20 protein-coding genes are annotated in these 22,483 nt (G+C 67.6%); 11 read left to right on the forward strand and 9 right to left on the reverse strand.

The annotated features are described in order from the left end of the window. Positions 1 to 293 precede the first annotated feature (293 nt). The 4 genes from TF1_RS10810 to TF1_RS10825 all read left to right on the forward strand — a co-directional run bounded on the left by TF1_RS10810 (position 294) and on the right by TF1_RS10825 (position 4,566). On the forward strand, positions 294 to 1,019 hold the full coding sequence (locus TF1_RS10810; protein WP_011290704.1) for a response regulator transcription factor: 726 nt from the start codon (positions 294 to 296) through the stop codon (positions 1,017 to 1,019). Next, the gene (locus TF1_RS10815; protein ID WP_011290703.1) at positions 1,016 to 2,440 is read left to right on the forward strand and encodes a sensor histidine kinase; all 1,425 of its coding nucleotides are present in this window, start codon (positions 1,016 to 1,018) and stop codon (positions 2,438 to 2,440) included. The genes TF1_RS10810 and TF1_RS10815 overlap by 4 nt, the downstream gene beginning before the upstream one ends. A gap of 364 nt (positions 2,441 to 2,804) precedes the next feature. After that, on the forward strand, positions 2,805 to 3,323 hold the full coding sequence (locus TF1_RS10820; protein ID WP_011290702.1) for a hypothetical protein: 519 nt from the start codon (positions 2,805 to 2,807) through the stop codon (positions 3,321 to 3,323). A 31-nt stretch (positions 3,324 to 3,354) separates the two neighbouring features. Then, positions 3,355 to 4,566 (forward strand): winged helix-turn-helix domain-containing protein, encoded by a 1,212-nt coding sequence (locus tag TF1_RS10825; RefSeq protein WP_061783861.1) that lies wholly within the window; start codon positions 3,355 to 3,357, stop codon positions 4,564 to 4,566. A 40-nt stretch (positions 4,567 to 4,606) separates the two neighbouring features. Here TF1_RS10825 and TF1_RS10830 read toward each other — a convergent pair whose 3' ends face one another. Beyond that, the gene (locus TF1_RS10830; protein ID WP_011290700.1) at positions 4,607 to 5,749 is read right to left on the reverse strand and encodes an acetyl-CoA C-acetyltransferase; all 1,143 of its coding nucleotides are present in this window, start codon (positions 5,747 to 5,749) and stop codon (positions 4,607 to 4,609) included. Positions 5,750 to 6,011: 262 nt separating this feature from the next. Between TF1_RS10830 and TF1_RS16255 the strand changes: the two genes are divergently transcribed. Beyond that, positions 6,012 to 6,182 carry a hypothetical protein gene (locus TF1_RS16255; RefSeq protein ID WP_011290699.1) on the forward strand — a complete coding sequence of 57 codons (171 nt, stop codon included), beginning with the start codon at positions 6,012 to 6,014 and terminating at the stop codon, positions 6,180 to 6,182. 82 nt (positions 6,183 to 6,264) lie between these two features. Continuing rightward, the gene (locus tag TF1_RS10835) at positions 6,265 to 7,266 is read left to right on the forward strand and encodes a YihY/virulence factor BrkB family protein (RefSeq protein ID WP_011290698.1); all 1,002 of its coding nucleotides are present in this window, start codon (positions 6,265 to 6,267) and stop codon (positions 7,264 to 7,266) included. Between the two features lie 59 nt (positions 7,267 to 7,325). Here the strand turns inward: TF1_RS10835 and TF1_RS10840 are convergent, their stop codons facing one another. The 3 genes from TF1_RS10840 to pdxH form a co-directional block, all read right to left on the reverse strand. Next, the gene (locus tag TF1_RS10840) at positions 7,326 to 9,587 is read right to left on the reverse strand and encodes an ATP-binding SpoIIE family protein phosphatase (protein WP_011290697.1); all 2,262 of its coding nucleotides are present in this window, start codon (positions 9,585 to 9,587) and stop codon (positions 7,326 to 7,328) included. A 186-nt stretch (positions 9,588 to 9,773) separates the two neighbouring features. Further along, on the reverse strand, positions 9,774 to 10,484 hold the full coding sequence (locus TF1_RS10845) for a metal-dependent transcriptional regulator (protein ID WP_016188080.1): 711 nt from the start codon (positions 10,482 to 10,484) through the stop codon (positions 9,774 to 9,776). 253 nt (positions 10,485 to 10,737) lie between these two features. Then, positions 10,738 to 11,403, reverse strand: a complete 666-nt coding sequence (pdxH, locus tag TF1_RS10850) for a pyridoxamine 5'-phosphate oxidase (RefSeq protein WP_011290695.1) — start codon at positions 11,401 to 11,403, stop codon at positions 10,738 to 10,740. Positions 11,404 to 11,543: 140 nt separating this feature from the next. Here pdxH and TF1_RS10855 point away from each other — a divergent pair, with 140 nt between their 5' ends. From TF1_RS10855 to TF1_RS10865, 3 genes are all read left to right on the forward strand, one after another. Further along, the gene (locus TF1_RS10855; protein WP_011290694.1) at positions 11,544 to 12,650 is read left to right on the forward strand and encodes a citrate synthase 2; all 1,107 of its coding nucleotides are present in this window, start codon (positions 11,544 to 11,546) and stop codon (positions 12,648 to 12,650) included. A 157-nt stretch (positions 12,651 to 12,807) separates the two neighbouring features. Next, positions 12,808 to 13,929 (forward strand): phosphoserine transaminase, encoded by a 1,122-nt coding sequence (gene serC / locus TF1_RS10860; protein WP_011290693.1) that lies wholly within the window; start codon positions 12,808 to 12,810, stop codon positions 13,927 to 13,929. A 100-nt stretch (positions 13,930 to 14,029) separates the two neighbouring features. Beyond that, positions 14,030 to 15,028 carry a glycerophosphodiester phosphodiesterase family protein gene (locus tag TF1_RS10865; RefSeq protein WP_011290692.1) on the forward strand — a complete coding sequence of 333 codons (999 nt, stop codon included), beginning with the start codon at positions 14,030 to 14,032 and terminating at the stop codon, positions 15,026 to 15,028. A 105-nt stretch (positions 15,029 to 15,133) separates the two neighbouring features. Here the strand turns inward: TF1_RS10865 and TF1_RS10870 are convergent, their stop codons facing one another. The 5 genes from TF1_RS10870 to TF1_RS10890 all read right to left on the reverse strand — a co-directional run bounded on the left by TF1_RS10870 (position 15,134) and on the right by TF1_RS10890 (position 20,459). After that, a complete protein-coding gene (locus TF1_RS10870; protein WP_152436213.1) occupies positions 15,134 to 16,198 on the reverse strand; it encodes a YncE family protein in 1,065 nt (354 codons plus the stop codon). A 223-nt stretch (positions 16,199 to 16,421) separates the two neighbouring features. Beyond that, a complete protein-coding gene (gene thpR / locus TF1_RS10875; protein WP_011290690.1) occupies positions 16,422 to 16,970 on the reverse strand; it encodes an RNA 2',3'-cyclic phosphodiesterase in 549 nt (182 codons plus the stop codon). Next, positions 16,970 to 18,244, reverse strand: a complete 1,275-nt coding sequence (locus tag TF1_RS10880; RefSeq protein ID WP_011290689.1) for an MFS transporter — start codon at positions 18,242 to 18,244, stop codon at positions 16,970 to 16,972. The genes thpR and TF1_RS10880 overlap by 1 nt, the downstream gene beginning before the upstream one ends. A 138-nt stretch (positions 18,245 to 18,382) precedes the next feature. Then, positions 18,383 to 18,832, reverse strand: coding sequence for a MarR family winged helix-turn-helix transcriptional regulator (locus tag TF1_RS10885; protein ID WP_038043139.1), 450 nt, complete (start codon positions 18,830 to 18,832; stop codon positions 18,383 to 18,385). A gap of 145 nt (positions 18,833 to 18,977) precedes the next feature. After that, positions 18,978 to 20,459, reverse strand: coding sequence for an NCS2 family permease (locus TF1_RS10890; RefSeq protein ID WP_011290687.1), 1,482 nt, complete (start codon positions 20,457 to 20,459; stop codon positions 18,978 to 18,980). A 128-nt stretch (positions 20,460 to 20,587) separates the two neighbouring features. On the opposite strand from TF1_RS10890, the gene TF1_RS10895 reads away from it, so the two are divergent. Beyond that, entirely contained in the window at positions 20,588 to 20,932 is a 345-nt protein-coding gene (locus TF1_RS10895; RefSeq protein ID WP_011290686.1) for a DUF2530 domain-containing protein, read from the forward strand. A 38-nt stretch (positions 20,933 to 20,970) separates the two neighbouring features. Continuing rightward, positions 20,971 to 22,455, forward strand: coding sequence for a DUF7059 domain-containing protein (locus TF1_RS10900; protein ID WP_061783862.1), 1,485 nt, complete (start codon positions 20,971 to 20,973; stop codon positions 22,453 to 22,455). The last annotated feature ends 28 nt before the right edge of the window (positions 22,456 to 22,483 follow it).

Here is a 22,483-nt window from a genome sequence, read left to right on the forward strand (position 1 = left end):
CCCGAACCCGCTCAGTCAGGGAGGAAAGCCCGCATCTCCAGTTCTCAGCGTTTTCCCAGCCTGTACCCGCCTATATCCCAGGAAGAGGAGGTTGGATGGTCGATGTCCCATGGACTCTCCACCATGACCGGCGCGCGGCGGGTCCCGCCTCCGGGGACGGGGGCGGGACCGCGTCGGACGCGGGGCCGCGCCGGCCGCTGGGCGAGCGCAGCCCGGAAAGTTCCCCGGTTCAGCCTTGAGACCGGCATGAATACCATGGCAGGAGCCCCCGAAGTCTCCCGCTAGGTGGATCGATGACGGAATCAGAGACCACGGCGCGACCCCATGTCCTCGTAATCGACGACGAACCGAACATCCGGGACTTGGTCCAGGCGGCCCTCCGTTTCCACGGTTTCGAGGTCAGCACCGCCGGTTCCGGGGAGGAAGGACTCGCCCTTGCGCGTTCAGAACGGCCGGACCTGATTCTGCTGGACGTCCTACTGCCGGACATCAGCGGCTTCGACGTGTGCCGCCGACTGCGGGACGAGGACGACGACGTCCCGGTGATCTACCTGACTGCTCGGGACACCCCTTCGGACACGGTGACCGGGCTTTCCCTGGGCGGCGACGACTACGTCACCAAGCCGTTCTCCGTCGAGGCCCTCATCGCCCGCGTGCGCGCCCTGCTGCGCCGGGTCAAACGCGACCCCAACTCCGCGCAGTCGTCCGACGGCGTCCTGCGGGTCGCCGACTTGGAGCTGGACGAGAAGACGTGGACGGTGCGCCGCGGCGGGGTGCCGATCGACCTGTCGCCCACCGAGTTCCGGCTGCTGGCCTACATGATGCACAACGCCGGACGGGTGCTGACCCGGGCCCAGCTGCTGGAAAACGTGTGGGGATGGGACTACGCGGGCCAATCCCAGATCGTGGAGACCTACGTCAGCTACCTGCGGCGCAAACTGGATCCCTTCGGCCCCAACCTGATCCACACCCAGCGCGGTGTGGGCTACGCGCTCCGCGTTAAAGAAGACGACAAATGATCATCGGCGGGCTGTTCGCGCCTCCGGGAACACTGCGGTCCAGGCTGCTCGCTGGCCTTCTCATCGTCACCGGGGTGGGGCTGCTGGTCAGTTCGCTGGTCAGCGTGCTGACCCTGCGGTCGTTCATCACCGAGCGGCTCGAAGCCCAACTGCTCTTCACCACGGAGCGGGCCATGATCCGGTTGGACAACGACACTCCACCGGTGGGGGTCGACGCCCCCAGTCCGTCCCCCTACTTCGTGGTGCTGCTCAACCCGGAGACCGGGGAGGTCAACCAGATCTACGGTGACACGCTCCGCGAAGACGTGGTGTTGAACCGGCTCGCCCACCTCTCCTTGACGGAGCTGCGCTCTTACGCCTCGTCGCAGGAGATCGTCGAACTGGACACCCCCGATGAAAGAGTTCCCCCGCACTTGATCACGGTGCGGATGCGCCCCAACGCGATCATGGTCAGCGGGGTGCCTACCGACGAGCGGGAAGACTATCCGCGCCAGTTGGTCACCGTGCAGCTGATCACCGCGGTGCTGCTGCTGGGCGGGCTGCTGCTGATCGGCGGCCGGCTGATTGTGCGGGCGCTGGCTCCGCTGGACCGGATGGCGACCACCGCTGGACAGATCAGCACCGGGTCCGACCTGGGCGATCGAATGCCCGACGCCGACCCGTACAGCGAGGTGGGGCGGCTCGGGATGGCGATCAACACCATGCTGGCCCGTTTGGAGAACGCGTTCCGCGCCAAGGCGGAGTCTGAGCGGCGGGTCCGTGATTTCGCTGCCGATGCGTCCCACGAGCTCCGCACCCCGCTCACCACCATCCTCGGCTACGCCGAGCTGTACCGGCAGGGGGCGATCCCCGACGCGGAGCTCCCCGAGGCGATGCGGCGGGTCGAAGCGGAAGCGACCCGCATGTCCAAGCTCGTGGGGGAGCTTTTGGAGCTGGCCCGGCTGGACCGCACCGGATCGCTGGAACTCGCCACCCGCGACGTGGCTGAGATCGTCCGGGACATGACCGGGGACGCGGCGTCGCTGGAACCGGAGCGGGAGTTCACCCTGGACGTTCCCGACCGGCTCTTCTGGCGGATCGACGAGACCCGCTTCCGGCAAATCCTCGCGAACCTCCTGTCTAACGTGCGCGAACACACTCCGCCGGACACCCCGGTGACGGTGCGGCTGCACTCGGACGGCGATGAGGTCGTGCTCTCGGTGACCGACGCGGGCCCGGGGATGTCCCCCGAGGACGCGTCCCGGGTGTTTGACCGCTTCTACCGGGCTGCTCGGGATCCCGGCGGGGGCAGTGGCCTGGGGCTGCCCATCGTGAAGGCGATCGCGGACGCCCACGGCGGCAGCGTCACCCTCGACACTCGGCCCGGCGAAGGGACAACGGTTACGGTGTGTATTCCTTCGGGGGATCACTCCACAGACTGACGCGTATCACCACCTACCACGCCCGGGTCGTTGAAAGTGCCGGTCAACCTTGAGATTTCGCTGATGTAAGCCGCGATCCTATGCCAGGATTGCCCATGGCGGCGAGCGCCGGAGAGGCGGTTTCACTCCCCATCTCCGTTACTGAGGGTAATAATCCCGACCTCTTCTCCGGAAAGCCGCGCATTGACCCCCGCTCCAGGTCCCCGGCGGGATCTGGACTCGTCCGCAACGGACACCCCCTCTGTGTGGGTATGGGTGGGCAATCCCCCATTCCACTACATAGAGAAACTGTTTAGTTGCATAAAGTTATAATCTGTGTTGTTGGGTGGTTTTCACCGTCACACTTGGGAGGAGACTCTTCTTCATGCGCCTAGCCTTCTGCCGCCGGCCGGGCTGCCGACCCCGACACGCGCGTCCGCCGTGGATCGTGCGCGCCACCCGGGCGCGTTGGCTGGTGGCCTCCTTCGCCGTGCTCTCCCTCGGCGGTGCAGCCGGCCTCCTGTCGCCCCACGCTGAGGATTCGATCGCGCAGTCCACACCCGACGCTGAGATCCAGCCCGCCGCTGTCGCCTCGTACTTTGCACCCCAGCACACCACACCCCCCGTGCCGGTGGTGCGCACCACTCCCCCGCAGACCCTGACGCGTGCCGCAGACCTGCAGCCCGTGACGCTGCCCCGCCCGTCGGAACCCACTCCCACACCCCCCGCGGAGACCGACGACCGCAGCAACGACCGACGGGAGATCGCTGAACTGTCCGGCCCCGACCACTGGTCCCCCCGCTCTGAAGCGCCGCACCGCTACTCCCCCTCGTCCAGTCCGGAAGCCACGTGCAGCGACTCCGTCTTCATGCTGTGGGAGGGCTGCGGTGAGGAAGATTTCTAACAGCGTCACCCCCCGCCGCTAAGTTGTACACATGTACGAATCAGCGGCGCTTCCCTCGCCTCGGCGCGACGCGACTCTGTCCCTTACCCAAGCACGCCACGTAGCACTGGCTGCGCAAGGATTCGCCGACCCGCGCCCTTCCGGCACGGTCACCGCGCACCACCTGCGTCAGGTGGTCGACCGGATCGGCGTCATCCAGATCGACAGCGTGAACGTGCTGTGCCGCAGCCACTACCTGCCGGTGTACGCGCGTCTCGGCCCCTACGAGCGGGCGCTCCTCGACCGGGCGGCGACCACGCCCGGCCACTTCCTTGTGGAGTACTGGGCGCACGAGGCCAGTCTCATCCCCCTGCACACGCACCGGCTGCTGCGGTGGCGAATGGCGGACATCACCGGGGCATGGCGTATCGTGCAGCGCGCCGGGGAAGAACACCCGGAACTGGTCCGGGCGGTCCTCGACGAGGTCGCCCGGACCGGTCCGGTCACCGCCCGCCAAGTCGCGGACGCGCTCCGGCACGACCTCCCGCACAGCGCAAAGCGGTGGGGGTGGAACTGGTCGGTCGTGAAATCCGCGCTGGAATACCTGTTCTGGCGGGGCGAGATCACCGCGAACGGGCGCAACCAGCACTTCGAACGCCGCTACGACCTGACCAGCCGGGTGCTCCCCGCAGAAGTGCACACCGCGCCCGACCCCGACCCGGACGATGCCCGGCGCCAACTCGTGGCGATCGCCGCCCGCGCCCACGGGGTAGCCACCGAGCGGTGCCTGCGCGACTACTTCCGGCTCAGCGCCGCCCACGGCCGGGCAGCCGTCCGTGACCTGGTGGACTCCGGGGAGCTCATCCCGGTCCGGGTCGAAGGGTGGCGGCAACCCGCCTACCTGCACCGCGACGCGCGTTTCCCGAATTCGGTGGCGGCGCGGGCGCTTCTCAGCCCGTTCGACTCCCTCGTCTGGGAGCGGGCACGCATCAAAGCGCTCTTCGACTTCCACTACCGCTTGGAGATCTACGTGCCCGCCGCCAAACGGGTGCACGGCTACTATGTCCTGCCGTTCCTGCTGGGAGACCGCCTCGTCGCCCGGGTGGACCTGAAAGCCGACCGGGCCTCCGGCAGGCTGCTGGTGCGGCGTACCACGCTGGAAGACCACGCGCCCGCGGACACCATGGCGGAGCTCTCCGCGGAACTGGATCAGATGGCGGAATGGCTCGGTTTGCCGGAGGGCGTCGTCCACAGCGCGGACTGACCAGCCGGGCAGCCCACACGAGGGCCGCCCGGCTGGCAGGTCACACCCGTTCGATGATGGTGACGTTGGCCTGTCCCCCGCCCTCGCACATGGTCTGCAGCCCGTAGCGGCCGCCCGTGCGGCGCAGTTCGTGGACGAGCTTGGTCATGAGCACGGCGCCGGTGGCCCCCAGCGGGTGGCCCAGGGCGATCGCACCGCCGTTGGGGTTGACCTTCGCCGGGTCGGCGCCGATTTCGTCGATCCACGCCATGGGGACCGGGGCGAACGCCTCGTTGATCTCGACCACGTCGATGTCGTCGATGTCCAGCCCGGCCTTGCGCAGCGCGATCCGAGTGGCGGGGATCGGCGCGGTGAGCATGTACACCGGGTCGTCCCCGGCCAAAGCCAGTTGCACGATCCGCGCCAAGGGGGTGAGCCCGTGCTCGGCCACGGCCCGCTCCGACGCGATGAGCAGGGCGCTCGCCCCCACCGAAATCTGGCTGGAGACGGCCGCGGTCAACGCCCAGCCTTCGCGGAGCGGTGCGAGCTCGGCCATCTTCTCCAGCGACGTGTCGGGGCGCACCCCCTCGTCGTGGGTGACCCCGGCCAGCGGGGCAGTCTCCGCGTCGAAGTAGCCCGCTTCGATCGCCGCGGCAGCCCGACGGTGGCTTTCCAGCGCGTACTTCTCCAAGTCCTCGCGGGTGTACCCCCACTTTTCACACATCAGTTGGGCCCCGCGGAACTGGGAGATCTCCTGGGTGCCGTACCGTTCGACCCAGCCCTGCCCGTAGACGGACAACCCGTTGTCCACGGCGAACTGCACGTTGGCGCCCATGGGGACCATGCCCATGTTCTCCACACCCGCCGCGATCACCAGGTCTTGGGTGCCGGACATGACCCCTTGCGCCGCAAAGTGCACGGCCTGCTGGGAGGAACCGCACTGGCGGTCGATGGTGACCCCCGGCGTACTCTCCGGGAGTCCGGCAGAAAGCCATGCGGTGCGGGCCAGGTCGAGTGCCTGCGGCCCCACCTGGGTGACGCAGCCCATGATCACGTCCTCGACCGCGGCCGGGTCGATCCCGGTCCGGTTCACCAGTTCTTTGAGCACGTGGGCGCCCAGGTCGGCCGGGTGCACCGCAGCGAGCGCCCCCTTCCTGGTCCCGATCGGGGTGCGCACCGCTCCGACGATGTATGCCTCGGCCACGGTTCCTCCTTCGGTCGCGTGAGCAAACCTCCATACCGAACGATATTCGGTTGAGGGGCGGGGGCAACCCGTTGCACCCGCTCCTTTTCACGCCGTTGCCCGCCTTCGCCGCGTGGGTAGGAATCCGTGATGGACTTATCCCTGTCGCCGACACCCGGCAGTGCTCCGGTCGTGTCCTCCCCGCCTCCCGGGAGTCCCACGGCCGCGGGCCTGCCCGGCGTCCCTCCTCCCACCGACGGAAACTCAGCGGAAAGGTCTGCTCATGAGCGGCGCATACGACGGCGCGATCCTCCTCGGCCTGCTGGTCCTCTTCGTCGTCCTCGGAGTCCGCTGGCTCCGCAAACGGGTCCACGTGCCGTGGAGCACCAAAGGGATCGCGGTGGTCTTCATCTTTGCTGTGCTGCTGCTGTGGGCGTATCAGACCACGACGTGACCGCGCTCCTCCCTACGCCACGATTCATCGCCGTCTCGTGGGGCAGTCGTGTCTCAAAGCCGACGACGACAAGGGGAGTGGGATGAGCAAGCGCTCGGCCTCATCGAGTCGATCCCCGGCTGCTGGTACCGGTGCCGCGGTGCCCGAGTCTCCCGCCGAACTTCCCGCAACCTCATGGTGGGCGTCGCTGAAACGCACCGTCGTGGAATTCAAGGAAGACAACCTGACCGACCTGGCCGCCGGGCTTACCTACTACGCGGTGCTGTCGATCTTTCCGGCGCTCCTCGTCCTGGTGTCCCTGCTCGGCCTGGCCGGCCAGTCGGCCACCGACACGATCAGCGACCAACTGAGCGCGGTGGCCCCCGACGAGACCGTGGAGATCGTCACCGGAGTCCTGACCAACCTCCAAGCCAACCAGGCCACCGCCAGCCTGGTGGGGCTGCTCAGCCTCGCCTTGGCGGTGTGGTCGGCCTCCGCCTACGTCGCCGCGTTCATGCGGGCCGCCAACATCGTGTACGACATCCGGGAAGGCCGCCCGTTCTGGAAGACCCTGCCGGTCCGGGTCGGCATCACCCTGCTCCTGCTCACACTGGTAGCGATCAGCGCGCTCGCAGTCATCCTCAGCGGCGGGGTCGCCCAGTGGGTGGGGAACTTCATAGGGGCCGGTCCTACCGCCGTCACCCTGTGGAACATCGTCAAATGGCCGGTCCTCGTCCTGCTGATGATGTTCATGGTGTCGGTGCTGTACTGGGCGGCCCCCAACGTCAAACGACCTTTCCGCTGGGTGAGCCCCGGCGGCATCGTGGCGGTCCTCATCTGGCTCGGCGCCTCCGCGGCCTTCGCCTTCTACGTGGCGAACTTCGCCAACTACAACCGCACCTACGGTAGTCTCGCCGCGGTCGTCATCTTCCTGGTCTGGCTGTGGATCTCCAACATCGCGATCCTGCTGGGCATCGAATACAACGCGGAGATCGAACGGAGCCGGGCCCTCCAGGCGGGGCAGCGCCTCACCGTGGAACCCTATGTGGAACCCCGGGACGTGCCGAAACCCCGGCCGTTCCACCACCGGCCGAAACCGGAGTGAGGAAGGGTCGCCAACAACCGCCCTGGGAGAAGGGCTGTCTTACCGACCGTGGTGCGCCGTCACTCGCTGTCCGGCTGGTGCATGGGGATCTGGAACCACACGGCCTTGCCGTCGGGGGTGGGCCTGGACCCCCACCGCTCGGCCAGCTGGTCCACGAGGTAGAGGCCACGGCCGCCTTCGTCTTCCGCACCGGCAGTACGGATCCGCGGCAGCCGCAGGTCGTGGTCGAAGACCTCCACCCACACCGAGGAGGCGCCGCGGCGGAGCCGCAGCAGGAACTCGCGGCTGGTGGGCACCGGCTCCTCATCCTGCTCGGCCGCTTCCTCCAGCAGATCCGACCAGTCCTCGTCGAACTCGTCGAAACCGTCCAGCGGCAGCTGCTCGTCGGAGTCCTTGACCCCGTCGTCGGTGAACTCGCGGGTCACCGGGTGGGGAGTGGCGTGGATGACCACGTTGGTGACGATCTCCGAGACCAGCAGGCAGGCCAGCTCTGCCTGATCCCGGTCCATCCCCCACTCCTTGAACGTGTCCACGGCCAAGTGCCGGGCCTCCGCCACCGTAGGCGCCTCGGCGGGGAACCACTCCTGCTTGAGCGCCAGCTCCTCCGGGTGGGAGCGAACCACGAGCAGCGCGGTGTCGTCGTCAGCCACTCCGGGGACCGCGCGCTTAGCCACCTCCAGGATCTGGTGGACGTCCTTGTCGGCGACCTCCCGGACCCGTGACCGAAGCTGCTCCAGTCCGGCCTCCATGTCGACGGTGCCGTCGTACGACCGGCGTGCGACCAGGCCGTCCGTGTACAGCAGCAGCGTCGCCCCCGGCGGCAGCGTGAGCTCCCCCTGCCGGTACACCGAGTCGCCGGGCACCCCCTTGGGTTTGACGCCCAGCAGTTTGTCGCGGATCGCCATGTCCAGGTCGTCGACCTTGCCGCCGCAGATCAGCAGTGGAGGCTGGTGGCCCGCGTTGGCGTACGTCAGCTCCCGAGACCAGGCGTCGTACGCCATGTACAAGCAACTGACGCTCGGTACCCAGGTGTTGCCTTCCCCGTCCGGGCGGCCCAACTGGCGGACCCACTCGTCGAGTTCGCGCAGGATCTCGGCGGGTTCCCGGTCAGCTTGGGCGAACGCCCGCAGCGCGGCCCGCAGTTGGCCCATGACCGCTGCTGCGTGGGGGCCTTTGCCTTCGACGTCGCCGATGACGATGCCGACCCGCCCCGCCGACAGCGGAATCACGTCATAGAAGTCCCCGCCGACCTGGGTCTGGATTCCTTGGCCGTGCGCCTCCAGCGGTTTGGCGGGAATGTAGTCGTGGGCGATGGACAGTCCGTCGAATTCGGGGAATTCCCGGGGCAGCAGGCTGTTCTGGAAGGCGAGTGCGGTGTCGCGTTCCTCTTCGAAAAGGCGGGCGTTGTCGATTGCTACGGCGACCCGGGACGCGATCGTGCCGACCAGGTCGCGGTCGAAACTGTCGTAGTCGGTCTTGTCGCGGGACGTGAGCCCGGACCGGGCCAGGGTGAGCACGCCTAAGGTGACACCGCGGGCGCGCAGCGGCGCCGCGATCACCGACGTCACTCCGACCTGTTCGGAGACGCGCACGGAACGCCGGTTGGGGAACACTCCGGCCGTGGAGCCCGGGTTGGAGTAGTCGCTGACCACGACCGTCTCCATCCGGCGCAGTGCCTTGGAGACGAAGTGCTTCTCGGGGTAGTGCACCTCCTCGCCGACGTCAGGCCAGCTGCCCGGCGGCGGAGTCCACCCCTCGGCGTGCACGGAGACACGGCGGATCAGCCTGCCGTGGTCGTTGAGGTCGATGAAGCAGTGGTCGGCGAACTGGGGGACCAGGATCTCCGCGACAGCCTTCACGGTGGCTTCGAACTCGAGCGAACTGGCCAGTCGCCGTCCGATCCGGTCCAGCAGCCCGTACTGTTCCTCAATCCGGCCGCTTCGCAGCGCCTCGGTGATGAAGAGGACCACGCCCTCCACGGCACCGGAGGACGGCCGGAGGGGAACCGCGCTGGCCCGCAGGTGCATCCAGGTGGAGTCCTTGCGCAGCACCGCAAAAGTGCCTTCCCAGGTGTCCCCACGCAGGACCCTGCGGGCGAGCTGGGCGAGCTGCTCGTGGTCGGCTTCGTGGATACCGATGTCTACGAGGGGGGTGCCGAGGTAGTCGCGCCCGTCATCGAGCCCGAAAAGCTGGGTGGCGTAAGAGTTCCAGTAGCGGAGGTTGCTGAAGCGGTCCGTCACCACCACGGCGATCTGCACCTGTTCCAGGACTTCGGCTCCTGACAGTGCATCGTCGTAGAAGGCTTCCCCCCACCGCTTCATCACACAGCCACCTCGCCGTCACGGACCGTACTGATGACCGACGAGCACCGCATCGGCCGCCCCAAGGCAGGCGCGCGCGGTTCCATTCGTTCCGGTCCACGCCATGTGGCGAGACTAGCAACTGTGAGGATGTGTGCGCAGAGCAACGGCTGATCTCGTGGGCTGGATGCGAGACCGACGCTCCGGTCAGACCCGGGTAACGAAGATAAGACTGGCGACCTGCCGGGGCAGTTCGATCGACTCGCCATCCTCGCCGTTACCACCAATCACTCGCACACCGTCATCGCTCGCCTCGAGCGTCACTTCTTTGCCGGGTTGTACCCCGGTGCGTTTAAGAGCGAGCATGGTCTTGGTGTCGCTTTGGATTTGTTCGCTGATACGGCGAATCGTCACCCTGGTCGGCGTGTCAGAAAGCGCCTCGGGGATCGGCACGATGGAGCTACTCGCGAACGGCTCCGGCTCGTAGCCTTCGACACCCAGCTCGTCCAGGCCGGGGATCGGGTTCCCGTGAGCACACGTCCACGGCTCTTTGAGCAGTCCGATCAGCCGTTCTTCCACTGCCTCGGAGATCACATGCTCCCACCGGCAGGCTTCGACGTGGACGTCCTCCCACGGCAGCCCGATGATGTCCACCAGCAGCCGTTCCGCCAGACGGTGCTTCCGCATGACCTGGGTGGCCAGACGACGTCCCTCTTCCGTCATCACCAGGTGGCGGTCGTTCTCCACCCGCACCAGGCCATCGCGTTCCATGCGCGCAACCGTCTGACTCACGGTGGGGCCGCTCTGGCGCAGACGCTCGGCGATACGGGCGCGGAGCGGGACGATCCCCTCTTCCTCAAGCTCGAAGATCGTACGGAGATACATCTCCGTAGTGTCAATAAGTCCCTGTGCGGTCAAGGCTCCCTCTCCCCTTCTGAGCCCGGTTGAGAGCGGCCAACGACAGTTGTCTCAACACAGATCAGTGCGCGCCTGTTCCGGGGTTGCACGCGTGGGTGAGGGTATTCGCCAGCCGTGAGTCTAAAACGCGCATCTGACCGTGGAAACATCACCGTCCCCTCCGATCATAGCGTGACGGCGCGCAACTCTTTTTCCGAAAACGTGACCTATACCACTTAACAAATTGGTGAATCTCTTAATACTGTCCGTTCTTTCATGGTGAAAGCCGGTCGATTTGCCACGCCCCTTCACTCGGCGTGCCGGAGACCAGCCGATAGCGGAACCGGTCGTGCATCCGGTCACTACGGCCCTGCCAAAACTCCACTTCCTGCGGGACCAGGAGAAACCCGCCCCAATACTCCGGGCGAGGCACCGGCGTGCCCGGCGGCCACTGCTCCGCGCAACGCGCATACGCCCGGTCCAGCTCTGCACGGTCCGCTACCGGCGCGGACTGGTACTCACTCGCCCACGCCCCCAATTGGGACCCGTGCGGCCGCTGCGCAAAATACGCGTCGTTCTCTTCGTCACTAAGCCGCTCAGCAAAGCCGTACACGATGACCTGGCGGCGGATCGCATGCCAGGGGAACACGACGCAAGCGCGCGGCTCGCGGGCGAGCGCCACCCCTTTGCGCGACCGGTAGTTCGTGAAAAACCGCAGGCCACGCCGGTCATACCCTTTCAGGAGCACGGTCCGGGCGCTCGGCGCACCATCGGGGTCCACCGTAGACAGCACCATCGCGTTGGGCTCCGACAGCTCCGCCTCGCAGGCCTCGGTAAACCAGGCGTGGAACTGGTCCATCGGCTGCGGTGCCAGGCCACGGGGGTCTAACGGCGCTCCGTCATATGATTCACGCAGCTCAGCAGGGTCAGAATAGTCCACAGTGGTGCATCCTCACACGATCCGTGGGGTAGCCGCCAGCAGTGGGCGGGCCGTTAACGGCACCTCGCATGTCAGCAAAAGATCCTCGAACGGTTCAATGGATTACTAATCCGAGGACCGAGGAGACGGAGGAAGCCGGTATGTCGGACTTCAAACCCGGGCTCGAAGGAGTCGTGGCGTTCGAGACCGAGATCGCCGAACCGGACAAAGAGGGCGGCGCCCTCCGGTACCGGGGTGTCGACATCGAGCAGCTCGTCGGCCACGTCACCTTCGGGCGCGTGTGGGGGCTGTTGGTAGACAACAGCTTCAACCCCGGACTTCCCTTCGCGGACCCGATCGACCTGCCGGTCTCGACCGGTGACGTGCGTGTCGACGTCCAAAGCGCGCTGGCGACCCTGGCACCACGGTGGGGCTTCAAGCCGCTGCTGGACATCGACGAGGCGGAAGCGCGCGACAACGTCGCCCGCGCTGCCTCCGCTGCCCTGTCGATCATCGCCCAGTCCGCCCGCGGGGACCAGCCCAAGGTTCCGCAGAGCCGGGTCGACGAAGGTAAGACCATCGTCGAACGGTTCATGATCCAACTGCGTGGCGAACCGGACCCCCTCCACGTCAAGGCCGTTGACGCCTACTGGACGTCCGCTGCCGAACACGGCATGAACGCCTCCACGTTCACTGCCCGGGTCATCGCCTCCACTGGTGCCGACGTGGCCGCCGCCCTCTCCGGAGCCGTGGGTGCCATGTCCGGTCCGCTGCACGGCGGCGCACCCGCCCGCGTGCTGCACATGCTCGACGAGACGGAACGCCTCGGTGACGCGCGCAAGTACGTCACCCAGGCCCTGGACCGGGGCGAGCGCCTGATGGGCTTCGGTCACCGTGTCTACCGCGCAGAAGACCCCCGGGCCCGGGTCCTGCGCCGTACCGCCAAGGAACTGAACGCCCCCCGCTTCGAAGTCGCCAGCGCCCTGGAGAAGGCCGCCCTGGAAGAACTGCAGGCCCGCAAGCCCGACCGGGTGCTCGCCACCAACGTGGAGTACTGGGCCGCGGTGGTGCTGGACTTCGCGCAGATCCCGGCGTCGATGTTCACGTCCATGTTCACCTGCGCCCGCACCGCGGGATGGTCCGCGCACATCCTGGAGCAGAAGCGCACCGGCCGCCTGGTCCGGCCCAGCGCCCGCTACGTCGGCCCCGCTGTGCGCGACATCAAGAGCGTCGAAGGCGCCGACGAAGCCCTCGCCCAGGGCATCTAAAGCTGTCTGGTTTCGCACACTCGTGAACCCCGGTCACCGGCCGGGGTTCACTTCGTGTGTCGCGCGCCTAGCCGTCCCCCCGCTCCGGTGCGGGGAATCACGCCGCAGGACGGCCCCTCTCCCGCGATCCAGCGGTCCACCGGAGTAGGCTGGCCGAGTGACCGAGATCCACATTCCAGAGAACCTTCTGCCCGGCGACGGCCGTTTCGGCTGTGGCCCGTCCAAAGTCCGTCCTGAACAGGTGACCGCCCTGGCCTCCTCTGGTGCCACCTATCTCGGCACCTCGCACCGCCAGAAGCCGGTGAAGTCGCTCGTCGGCAGGGTGCGTTCCGGACTGGCCGAACTGTTCTCTCTCCCGGACGGCTACGAAGTGGTGCTGGGTAACGGCGGCACCACCGCCTTCTGGGACATCGCCGCGCACACCCTGGTGCGCCGCAAATCCCAGCACGTGTCGTTCGGCGAGTTCTCGTCCAAATTCGCCAAGGTCACTCAAGGTGCGCCGTGGCTCGACGAGCCCACCGTCATCACCGCGGAGCCGGGCTCCTACGCCCCGCCGCGCGCGGAAGCCGGCGTGGACGTCTACGCGCTCACCCACAACGAGACCTCCACCGGTGTGGCCACGCCGATCGAGCGGATCGCAGGCGCTGACGAGGACGCGCTCGTGCTGGTGGACGCCACCAGCGGCGCGGGCGGGCTGCCCGTGGACATCACCCAGACGGACGTCTACTACTTCGCTCCGCAGAAATGCTTTGCGGCGGACGGCGGACTGTGGATCGCGATCATGTCGCCGCGCGCCTTGGAGCGGATGGCCGAGATCGCGGCCACCGACCGCTACATTCCGGCGTTCTTCTCCCTGACGACCGCGGTCGACAACTCCCGTAAGGACCAGACCTACAACACTCCGGCCGTGTCCACGCTGCTGCTGTTCGCGGAGCAGATCGAATGGCTCAACAAGCAGGGCGGCTTGGAGTGGGCGGCCCGCCGCACCGCGGAATCGTCGTCGATCCTGTACAGCTGGGCGGAGAAGTCCGAGTACGCCACGCCGTTCGTCGCTGATCCCGCGCTCCGTTCCCAGGTGGTGGGTACGATCGACTTCAGTGACGAGGTGGACGCCGCCAAGGTCGCCGCGGTGCTCCGCGCCAACGGCGTCGTCGACACCGAACCGTACCGCAAGCTCGGCCGCAACCAGCTGCGTATCGGCATGTTCCCGGCTGTCGAACCGGAGGACGTGCGCGCGCTGACCGAGTGCATCGACTACGTGGTCGGCAAGCTCGGCTGAGCTGACACCACACACCCCTATCGCAAGTCCTTGTCGGCCGGTCCGGGGCTCTCCGGGCCGGCCGACGCGTCCGCAGCACGGATCACGAACGGTCTCGGCCATGCCCAAGAAGAAGCCGCAACCTCCGCACCTCAAGATCATTTCTCACCGGGGCGCGTCTGGACACCGTCCCGAGCACACTCTGGCCTCCTACGAACTGGGAGCGCGCTACGGCGGCGACTTCATCGAGGTGGACTTGGTGGCCACCGCCGACGGGCATCTCATCGCCCGCCACGAACCGGAGATCGGGCAGACCACGGACGTGGCGTCCCGTCCCGAGTTCGCCGACCGCCGCCGCACAGTGACCATCGACGGGCGCGAGGTCACCGGGTTCTTCGCGCACGACTTCACCCTGGCGGAGATCAAAACGCTGCGCGCGGTCGAACGGCTCCCGGACGTGCGCCCGTACAACGCGGAGCTCAACGGCAGGTACGAGATTCCCACCCTGGAAGAGATCGTCGACCTGGCGGATGAGCTGACCAGGGAGCTGGGACGGCCGATCGGGGTCTACCCGGAGACCAAGCACCCCTCCTACCACGCCTCCCTGGGCCTGGATCTGGAGCCGCCGCTGATCGCCCTGCTGCGGGAGCGCGGGCTGCACGGCCCCGAGCCGCGGCTCCCCGTGTTCCTCCAGTCGTTTGAGGCGGACAGTCTGCGCAAACTGCAGGAACTGGAGGTGCCGCTGGTGTTCCTCATGGGCACCGGCGAGCAGTGGCAGCGCTACACCACCCCGGAAGGGCTGGCAGAAGTGGCGTCCTTCGCGCAAGCGATCGGTCCGGAGAAGTCCCTCGTCATCCCGGTCACTGAGGAGGGCGGACTCGGCGAACCCACCTCGCTTGTCGCCGATGCCCACGAGGCCGGCCTGCTCGTGCACCCCTACACGTTCCGCAGCGAGAACCACTTCCTGCCGCCGAAGCTGCGCTCCGGGGACGACCCGACCGCCTACGGGTCGTTTGCCGCCGAATACGAGGCGTTCTTCGCAGCGGGGGTCGACGGGGTGTTCACCGACCACTCCCGGCACGCGTTCCTGGCCCGGGAGATGTTCCTGGCCCAGGCTTGACCTGCCCTGACTCTGTCTCGTCCCGGCTCAGGCCGCGCTGCGGCAACCGGCGCGTCCTGAGCCGTCGTTACCGGGGCCCCGGCGCCGCCGCCTGCGGGGCGCTCGCTAGCTGTTACGCGCAAGCCAGACGATGGCGAGAATCGCCACGGCCGCGATCCCGGCCCCGACGAGGATGAGGCCGCCCGCGCCGCCCCCGCCGGAAAGGTCGGCTTCCTCGGTCGCTTCCGGCGACGGCTCTTCATCCGCTGCCTCGGGAGGAGCGTCCAGAAACTCGTCCACAGGCACCCGCCACACCGGGCTGTGCGTGCCTTCGCTACCGACGAGCAGGGCGCTCCCGTCGCGGGTGAAGGCGAGTGACTCGCCCTGATCGCTTTCCGGCAGGGTGACGGTAGCGATCCGCCGTCCCGGCACCCCCTCGGAAGCGTCGTAGAGGGTCGCATTCCAGTAGGTGCGGATGGCGTAGTAGCTCCCGTCGGGGGAGAATGCCGCATCCGTGGCGAACAGCGGGGCGCTGCCCACCCGGGTCAGCGTGTTGACCCCGTCCGGGTCGAGCTGCTCAGGCGCGGCGTACACCCCACCCGTGAACTCTTTGGACACGATGTAGAGGCGGTTGTCCCGCGGGTCGATGAGCAGTCCTTCCGCGTCCCGTCCCCCGTCCTCGTAGACGAAGGTGAACGTGGTCGCGGTCACGGTCTGGTCGACCAGCTCCCGCGGCTCAGGAATCCGGTAGACCCGGACGTTCGGCCACCCGCCCTGGTAGTTGTCTCCGATGTCGGCGACGTAGATCGCGGGTTCTCCATGCTCGTCGACACCGATCCCGATGGCTTCCCAGTCGCGGGCCTCCACCCCCTCCCCGGCGAGCCAGACGGTGGCCACCGTGTCGCCTTCCCCGTTGACGGCATACAGGGTGGGGCCGTAGTCGGGGCCGCTGTCGTTGTGGGTCCAGTAGATGTCTTCGTGGCGGTGGGAGACCGCCAGCCCGCTGGATTCGGCGATCCGCGGATCGGTGAGGGTGAAGAGCTGCTCGGTCCCTTCCGGCACTGCTCTGCTCGGAGAGGTTGGGGAAGGCTCTGGTGTGGCCGGTGCGGGAGCGGCAGCCCCCGTGATACAGCACACTCCGAGCAGGACGACTACCCCCACGCCGCGGACGCCTCTGGTCATGGCGCCCATCCTGCCATCCTGACCGGTCCGGGAGCGCGGCGGTTTCCTGCCTCCGCCGGGGTGGGTGCGGGCTCGCCTACACCAGCGACCCGATGATCACGATCAGCATGATCACCGCGAGCACCGTGGGCAGCAGCCAGCGTTGCTTCCGATTGTTGGTGAGCATGCTCATGGGTCGCTCCGTCTTCTCCTGATCACTGCCTGGCGGTCATCGGATCGGGCACCGGTGTTCTCAGGCTAGTTTCCAGGTGGCGATGGTCTGGTACCGGGGGACAGCGCCCAGCCGACTGTGCACGAGGTGCACTTCGGCGGCCTGCCACGGTTCGGTGGCGAGGGTTTCCAGGCGGGCGCAGGGCGCGGTCAGGTTGGTGGTGATGCGGGCCCGGGCCACGGTCACGTGGGGCACGTAGCGGCGGTTCTCCACGGGGATGCCCAGGGCGACAGCGGCCTCGCGCAGGTCGGTTGCGAGTGCGGTGAGGGCCGCCGTGTCCCCGTCCACACCCGCCCACAGTACCCGGGAGCGGACCGGTTGGGGAGGGAACGTCCCGCTTCCGCGCAGGCTGAGGGACATCGCGGGGTGGCGGGCCGCCACCCGTCCCAGTTCCCCGGCGACCGTGTCCACCTGGTCGTCAGGCACGTCGCCGAGGAACACCAGGGTCATGTGCCACTGCTCCCGGGCCACCCAGCGCAGTCCACGGGCCGTGGGTCGGGCGGACGCCACCGCCGCGTCCAAGGCGTCGAGCGCCGCGGCGGGGGGAGTGACAGCCGTGAAGAGACGCATTATTCCTCCAGCTCAGGGCGGCGCTCCGGGCCCTTGTCTCGGATGACGTCGACGAAGGGGCGGCGGGCGCGGAGGCGCACCTTCACTCCGAGACTACGGCCCAGGAGCATGGCGGCGCTCACGGCGATGGTGACGCTCACCGTTCCGCCGACGACCATGCTGACTGCGGGGCCGAACAGGTCGGCGAGCACACCGACGATAGGCGCGCCGATGGGGGCGACCCCCAGGAACACCAGCATGTACATCGCCATGACGCGGCCGCGCATCTGCGGTTCCACGTTCAACTGGAAGTAGGCGTTCATAGAGGTGGTGAAGGTCATAAAGCAGATGCCCATGGGCACCAGGGCGACGAGCAGCGCCGTGTAGCCGGGCATGAGCCCGGCGACGACCTGGAGGACGCCGAACAGGAGCGCCCCGATGAGCACGGTGCGCAGCCGGGGTGCTTCGCGCCGCGCCGCGATGAGCGCGCCCGTGAAGGAGCCGAGGGCGAGGAATGTCGCGGCCAGCCCGAACGCCTCAGAGCCCGCCTGGAAGACGTTGTTGACCATGAGGGCGAGCTGGTTCTGCACGTTGGAGCCGAACAGTTGCACGAAGGCGACTGTGGCGAGCAGCAGGAGCAGGTCCCGGCGTCCGGCTACGTAGCGGATCCCTTGCCGGACTTGCCCCTTGGAGCGCGGCGCGAGCTCGCTGACGTGGAGTTCGCTGGGGCGCATCATGAGCAATCCAGTAATGACCCCGGCGAACGAGACCGCGTTGATGAGGAAGACCGGCCCGGTGCCGATAAGGCCGATGAGGATGCCTGCGGCGGCGGGGCCGACCACGCGGCCCAGTTGGAAGCTGGCACTGTTCAACGCCACCGCATTGGGAAGATCCTCGCGTCCCACCATTTCGACCACGAAGCTCTGCCGGGCCGGGCTGTCCACGACGGTGACCAGGCCGAGTCCGAGGGCGAACAGGTAGACGTGCCACACCTGGGCCGTGCCGAACGTCACCAGCAGGCCCAAGCCCAGGGAGAGCAGGCCCATCATGCTCTGGCTCGTGATAAGCAGCCGCCGCTTGGACATCCGGTCGGCGAGTGCACCGCCCCACAGGCCGAACAGGAGCGTGGGAAGGAATTGCAGGGCGGTGGCGACTCCGAGCGCGATCCCGCTACCGCCGCTCAGTTGCAGGACCAGCCACTCTTGGGCGATGCGCTGCATCCAGGTGCCCGGGTTGGAGATCACCTGGCCCAGCGCGAAGAGGCGGTAGTTGCGGTTGGCCAGCGACCGGAACATGCTGGGACGGTTTTTGGACTGTGCGGGTTCTGCCGAGTCTGCGGACTGCTCGTCCGCTGTTACGCGACGATCCGAACGCGGTGTTGTGCTGCTGATAGCGACTCGCTCCTCCGGGTTGTCACCCTCCCGCCGCCCAGGTCACGACTGGCTCAACCGGTCCATGATCTCCGCTGCCCGCCTGAGGACCTCCTTGTCCTCGTGGCTCAGTTCTGCAAGCTGCCGGGTGAGCCACGCTTCCCGGCGCTGGTGGTCGGCTTGGACGAGCTGGATGCCTTCCTCGGTGATCTCCACCAACTGCTGGCGGCCGTCGTCGGGGTGACGCCTACGGCGGACCAGGCCGCGCTCTTCAAGCGCGGCGATGATGCGGGTCATCGACGGCGGCTGCACTTTTTCGTGGTCGGCGAGCGCGCCAGGAGTCATCGTCCCGTGTCGCGCCAGCGTGAAGAGCGCTGATCCCTGTCCCAGGGACAGGGAGGAGTCGGGCCGTTGGGCACGGAGCCGTCGGGCGAGCCGCCCCACGGCCATACGGAGCGCTGCGGCCAGGCTCGCGTCAGTGCTGGCTGGCGTGGATGGGTGAGGCTGATTCATTAGCATGACTCATTACTCTTGCTAACAATATCCCGGGAGGGAAGATTCCCTGGGATTTTCCCGGGTAACGCCACTCACACAAAGTGTGCGTACAAGTACGGCGTCCCATCCCGACGGAATGGGACGCCGAAGCGGACTTGCGGGCTTAGCCGAGCAGCGCCTGGATGGGCGCCTCAGCGAAGTGGATCAGGAAGACGAGGGAGATCAGCAGCATGAGCGGGTGCACGTCACGCCACCGGCCCTGAGCCGTCCGCACGATGGTGTAGGCGATGAACGCGACCCCGATACCGTTGGCGATCGAATATGTGTAGGGCATGATCACGATGGCCAGGAAGGCCGGGATCCCGATCCCCAGGTCCGTGAAGTCGACCTTGGTGATCTGGGTCATCATCAGGAAGCCCACCGCGACCAGCACCGGGGTGGCCGCCTCAGCCGGCACGAGGACCGCCAGCGGCGTAATGAACATCGCCCCGATGAACAGCAGGCCGGTGACGATCGGCGCGATACCGGTCCGCGCGCCTTCCCCGACACCCGCGGCAGACTCGGCGTAGGTGGTGGCCACCGACGCCGAAGCAGCACCACCCACGACAGTGCCGAGCGCGTCGGCGACGAGCACCCCCTGCGAGTTCGGCACGTTGCCGTCCTTGTCGGTGAGCCCCGCCTGGCCGGCGACACCGACCATCGTGCCCATGGTGTCGAAGAAGTCCGCCAGCAGCAGGGTGAGCACCAGCATGAGCATGGTGGCGATCCCCACGCCCCGCCAGTCGGCGAGCAGGTTGAACTGGCCGACCAGGCTGAGGTCCGGGAGCGACACCAGGTCGTCTGCCGACGTGGGCACCGTGGGGACGTTCAGCGCCCAGCCCAGATCGTTCACCTGGCCCGCCTCATCCACCCGCGGCCCCACCTTGGCGAACAGCTCCACCACGATGCCCAGCACCGTGGCGAAGACGATGCCGATCAGCACCGCGCCCTTGACCTGGCGGACCATGAGGACGATGGTGACCACGAAACCGAGGACGAAGACCAGGATCGGCCACCCGTTCAGCGATCCGCCCACCCCCAACTGGACGGGGGTGCCGTCTCCGGGCCGCACGAAACCGGCGTTGACGAAACCGATCAGGGCGAGGAACAAGCCCACCCCGACACCGATCGCGCTCTTCAGCGAGGCGGGGACCGCGTTGAAGACCGCCTTCCGGAACCCGGAAAAGACGAGCAGCAGCATGATGACACCCTCGATCACCACCAGGCCCATAACGTCGGCCCAGGTCATCATGGGTGCCAGCACGTAGGCGACGATCGCGTTGAGGCCCATGCCCGAGGCGATCGCGAAGGGGTAGCGGCTGATGACACCCATCAGGATGGAGGAGACCGCGGCGACCAGTGCGGTGACCGCCGCCACCCGTTCCAAGCCGAGGGTGTCGCCATTGATATCCGGAGCAGTACCGATGATCAGCGGGTTGACCACGACGATGTAGGCCATCGCGAAGAACGTGGCCAGCCCGCCGCGGATCTCACGAGCAAAGTTCGAGCCGCGCGCGGTGACATGGAAATAGCGGTCGAGCGCGGCAGCAAAACCGGTGCGCTTCGTGGGCGGCACCGGCGCAACTGGGGTAGAGGACTCACTCACTCGGTCTAATTTGACAGAGCCTGATCACGGGCAAACATCAGATCCGTTCCGAGTTCTCACACGTCAGCAGGGTCACTGGACAGTCGGCGCTCGGCGGCCCCACCGCGCGGATCGTCTAGCCTGAAAGTGTGCGTAAACCCCGGCAGCCCGACCCTGAGGTCCACGAATCCGACTACCGCATCCCCGCGGCGGTAGGCACCGCAGCATGGACCATCGCCTTGATCGTCCTTCTCCTCCAAGGGGACCGGATTCCTGAGGACAGCCGGTGGTGGATCTGGGTCTGCGTGACCGGGATCGCCCTGGGAGTGTTCGGTTTCTGGTACGTCCCCCGCCTGCTACGCAGCCGCGCCGAAGCCGAAGAGCGGCGCCGGGCCCAGCGCGCCGCGTCCGGTTCCGACCGTTCCTCCTCGCCCCCGTCTGACTCCGCGTCCGACCCGGCGACCGGGAAAGTTTCCCGACAGTCCCGCCCTTGAGCCGCGCCGTTTCGGGGAATGTCCCCGATAATGAACGGGTGTCCGAAACGTTCCGCCCGTTTCCACCGCACCTCGCTGACCGGCTCCGCCACGCCCTGCTCGACGCCGACTACACCGTCTCCGGTGTCCGCGACCGCCTCGGCGACATCGCGGCGCGAGCCCTCGCCCGGGAACAAGTGGTTCCCGCCCTGCGCGCTACCGGTGGAGAAGAACGGCTCGGCCTGCTGTTGCGCCTGTGGTGGCTCGGCGAAGCGGTACCGCAGACCGCGTTGCGCTCCCTGCCGCTCACCGACCTCGCTGAGGCGGGCCTGTTGACGATCCGCGACGGCCAAGCCCGCGCCCTCGTGCAGATCAAACCGTGGGAACTCGCCGACGGCCGCCCCTACTACACCGTCTCCGACCTGACCGTGCGCCCCGGGGAGGGGCAGCCGCGCCCCGACCACGTCGTCGGCGCAGGCGGCGCCTCGGCAACCCTCGCCCAGCTCATCGTGGACGGTCCAGTCGAACGCGCCCTCGACCTGGGCTCCGGCTGCGGCGTGCAATCGCTGCACTTGGCGGAACGCGCCACCCGGGTCTGCGCCACCGACGTCAACCCGCGCGCCCTGTGGATGACCCGGCTGAGCTGCGCCCTCTCCGGGGTGGACAATGTCGAAACCCGGCAAGGGTCGCTGTACGAGCCGGTGCAGGGAGAACGGTTCGACCTCATCGTCTCCAACCCGCCGTTCGTGATCACCCCGGATACGGCCCGCTACACCTACCGGGAATCGGACCTGCCCGGCGACGCGGTGTGCGCCGCCCTCGTCTCCGCTGCCCCCGCGCACCTCACGGAAGGCGGCTGGTGCCAGTTGCTCGCCAACTGGCTGCACGTGGACGGAGAAGACTGGCGGGACCGGGTCGGCGGCTGGGTCGAAGGGACCGGCTGCTCCGGCTGGGTGGTGCAGCGCGACGTCCAAGACCCTGCCGAATACGTGGAACTGTGGCTGCGCGACTCCTGCGAAGCGGGCAGCCCTGAATACGCCCAGCGCTACGACGCCTGGCTCGACTACTTCGAGCGGGAAGGCGTCAAAGGCATCGGCTTCGGGTGGATCTGCCTGCGCAACGACGCCGCCCAGGACGCCACCGTGCGCGTGGAGGAGCTGCGGCACGAAATCGACCAGCCGGTGGGCCCCTACCTGCCGGACGTGGTGGACGGGGCGATGAGTGCGCACCGCCTCACCGACGCAGCCCTGCTGGCGGCCCGCGTCGCCCTTGCCCCCGGGGTGCGGGAGGAGCGGATCAGCGTCCCGGGTGCGCCCGACCCGGAACGGATCCTGCTCCGCCAGACTCAAGGCCTGCGCAGAGTAGCCCAAGTGGGGACGGTTGAGGCCGCGCTCGCTGGGGTATGCGACGGCACAATCCCGGTGGGACCGCTCCTGGACGCGATCGCGGAACTGATCGGTCAGGATCCAGCGGTGCTGCGGGAGCGGACCCCGGCGTCGTTGCGTGGGCTCATCGCGGAAGGCTTTTTCCGAGTAGCCCGATGATCTTAGCTATTCCGGGCTCTCTCCCGCC

The sequence above is a fragment of the Thermobifida fusca NBRC 14071 = JCM 3263 genome (assembly GCF_001592045.1).
Taxonomy (GTDB): domain Bacteria; phylum Actinomycetota; class Actinomycetes; order Streptosporangiales; family Streptosporangiaceae; genus Thermobifida; species Thermobifida fusca.

Excerpts from the sequence above, each read along its gene's own strand:
- TF1_RS16255 (WP_011290699.1), top strand. The coding sequence starts at position 6,012 with ATGAGCGGCGCATACGACGGCGCGATCCTCCTCGGCCTGCTGGTCCTC.
- TF1_RS10810 (WP_011290704.1), top strand. The coding sequence starts at position 294 with ATGACGGAATCAGAGACCACGGCGCGACCCCATGTCCTCGTAATCGAC.
- TF1_RS10880 (WP_011290689.1), bottom strand. The coding sequence starts at position 18,244 with ATGTTCCGGTCGCTGGCCAACCGCAACTACCGCCTCTTCGCGCTGGGC.
- TF1_RS10825 (WP_061783861.1), top strand. The coding sequence starts at position 3,355 with ATGTACGAATCAGCGGCGCTTCCCTCGCCTCGGCGCGACGCGACTCTG.
- TF1_RS10855 (WP_011290694.1), top strand. The coding sequence starts at position 11,544 with ATGTCGGACTTCAAACCCGGGCTCGAAGGAGTCGTGGCGTTCGAGACC.
- TF1_RS10865 (WP_011290692.1), top strand. The coding sequence starts at position 14,030 with ATGCCCAAGAAGAAGCCGCAACCTCCGCACCTCAAGATCATTTCTCAC.
- thpR (WP_011290690.1), bottom strand. The coding sequence starts at position 16,970 with ATGCGTCTCTTCACGGCTGTCACTCCCCCCGCCGCGGCGCTCGACGCC.
- TF1_RS10835 (WP_011290698.1), top strand. The coding sequence starts at position 6,265 with ATGAGCAAGCGCTCGGCCTCATCGAGTCGATCCCCGGCTGCTGGTACC.
- TF1_RS10885 (WP_038043139.1), bottom strand. The coding sequence starts at position 18,832 with ATGAATCAGCCTCACCCATCCACGCCAGCCAGCACTGACGCGAGCCTG.
- TF1_RS10840 (WP_011290697.1), bottom strand. The coding sequence starts at position 9,587 with ATGAAGCGGTGGGGGGAAGCCTTCTACGACGATGCACTGTCAGGAGCC.
- TF1_RS10815 (WP_011290703.1), top strand. The coding sequence starts at position 1,016 with ATGATCATCGGCGGGCTGTTCGCGCCTCCGGGAACACTGCGGTCCAGG.
- TF1_RS10870 (WP_152436213.1), bottom strand. The coding sequence starts at position 16,198 with ATGGGCGCCATGACCAGAGGCGTCCGCGGCGTGGGGGTAGTCGTCCTG.
- TF1_RS10820 (WP_011290702.1), top strand. The coding sequence starts at position 2,805 with ATGCGCCTAGCCTTCTGCCGCCGGCCGGGCTGCCGACCCCGACACGCG.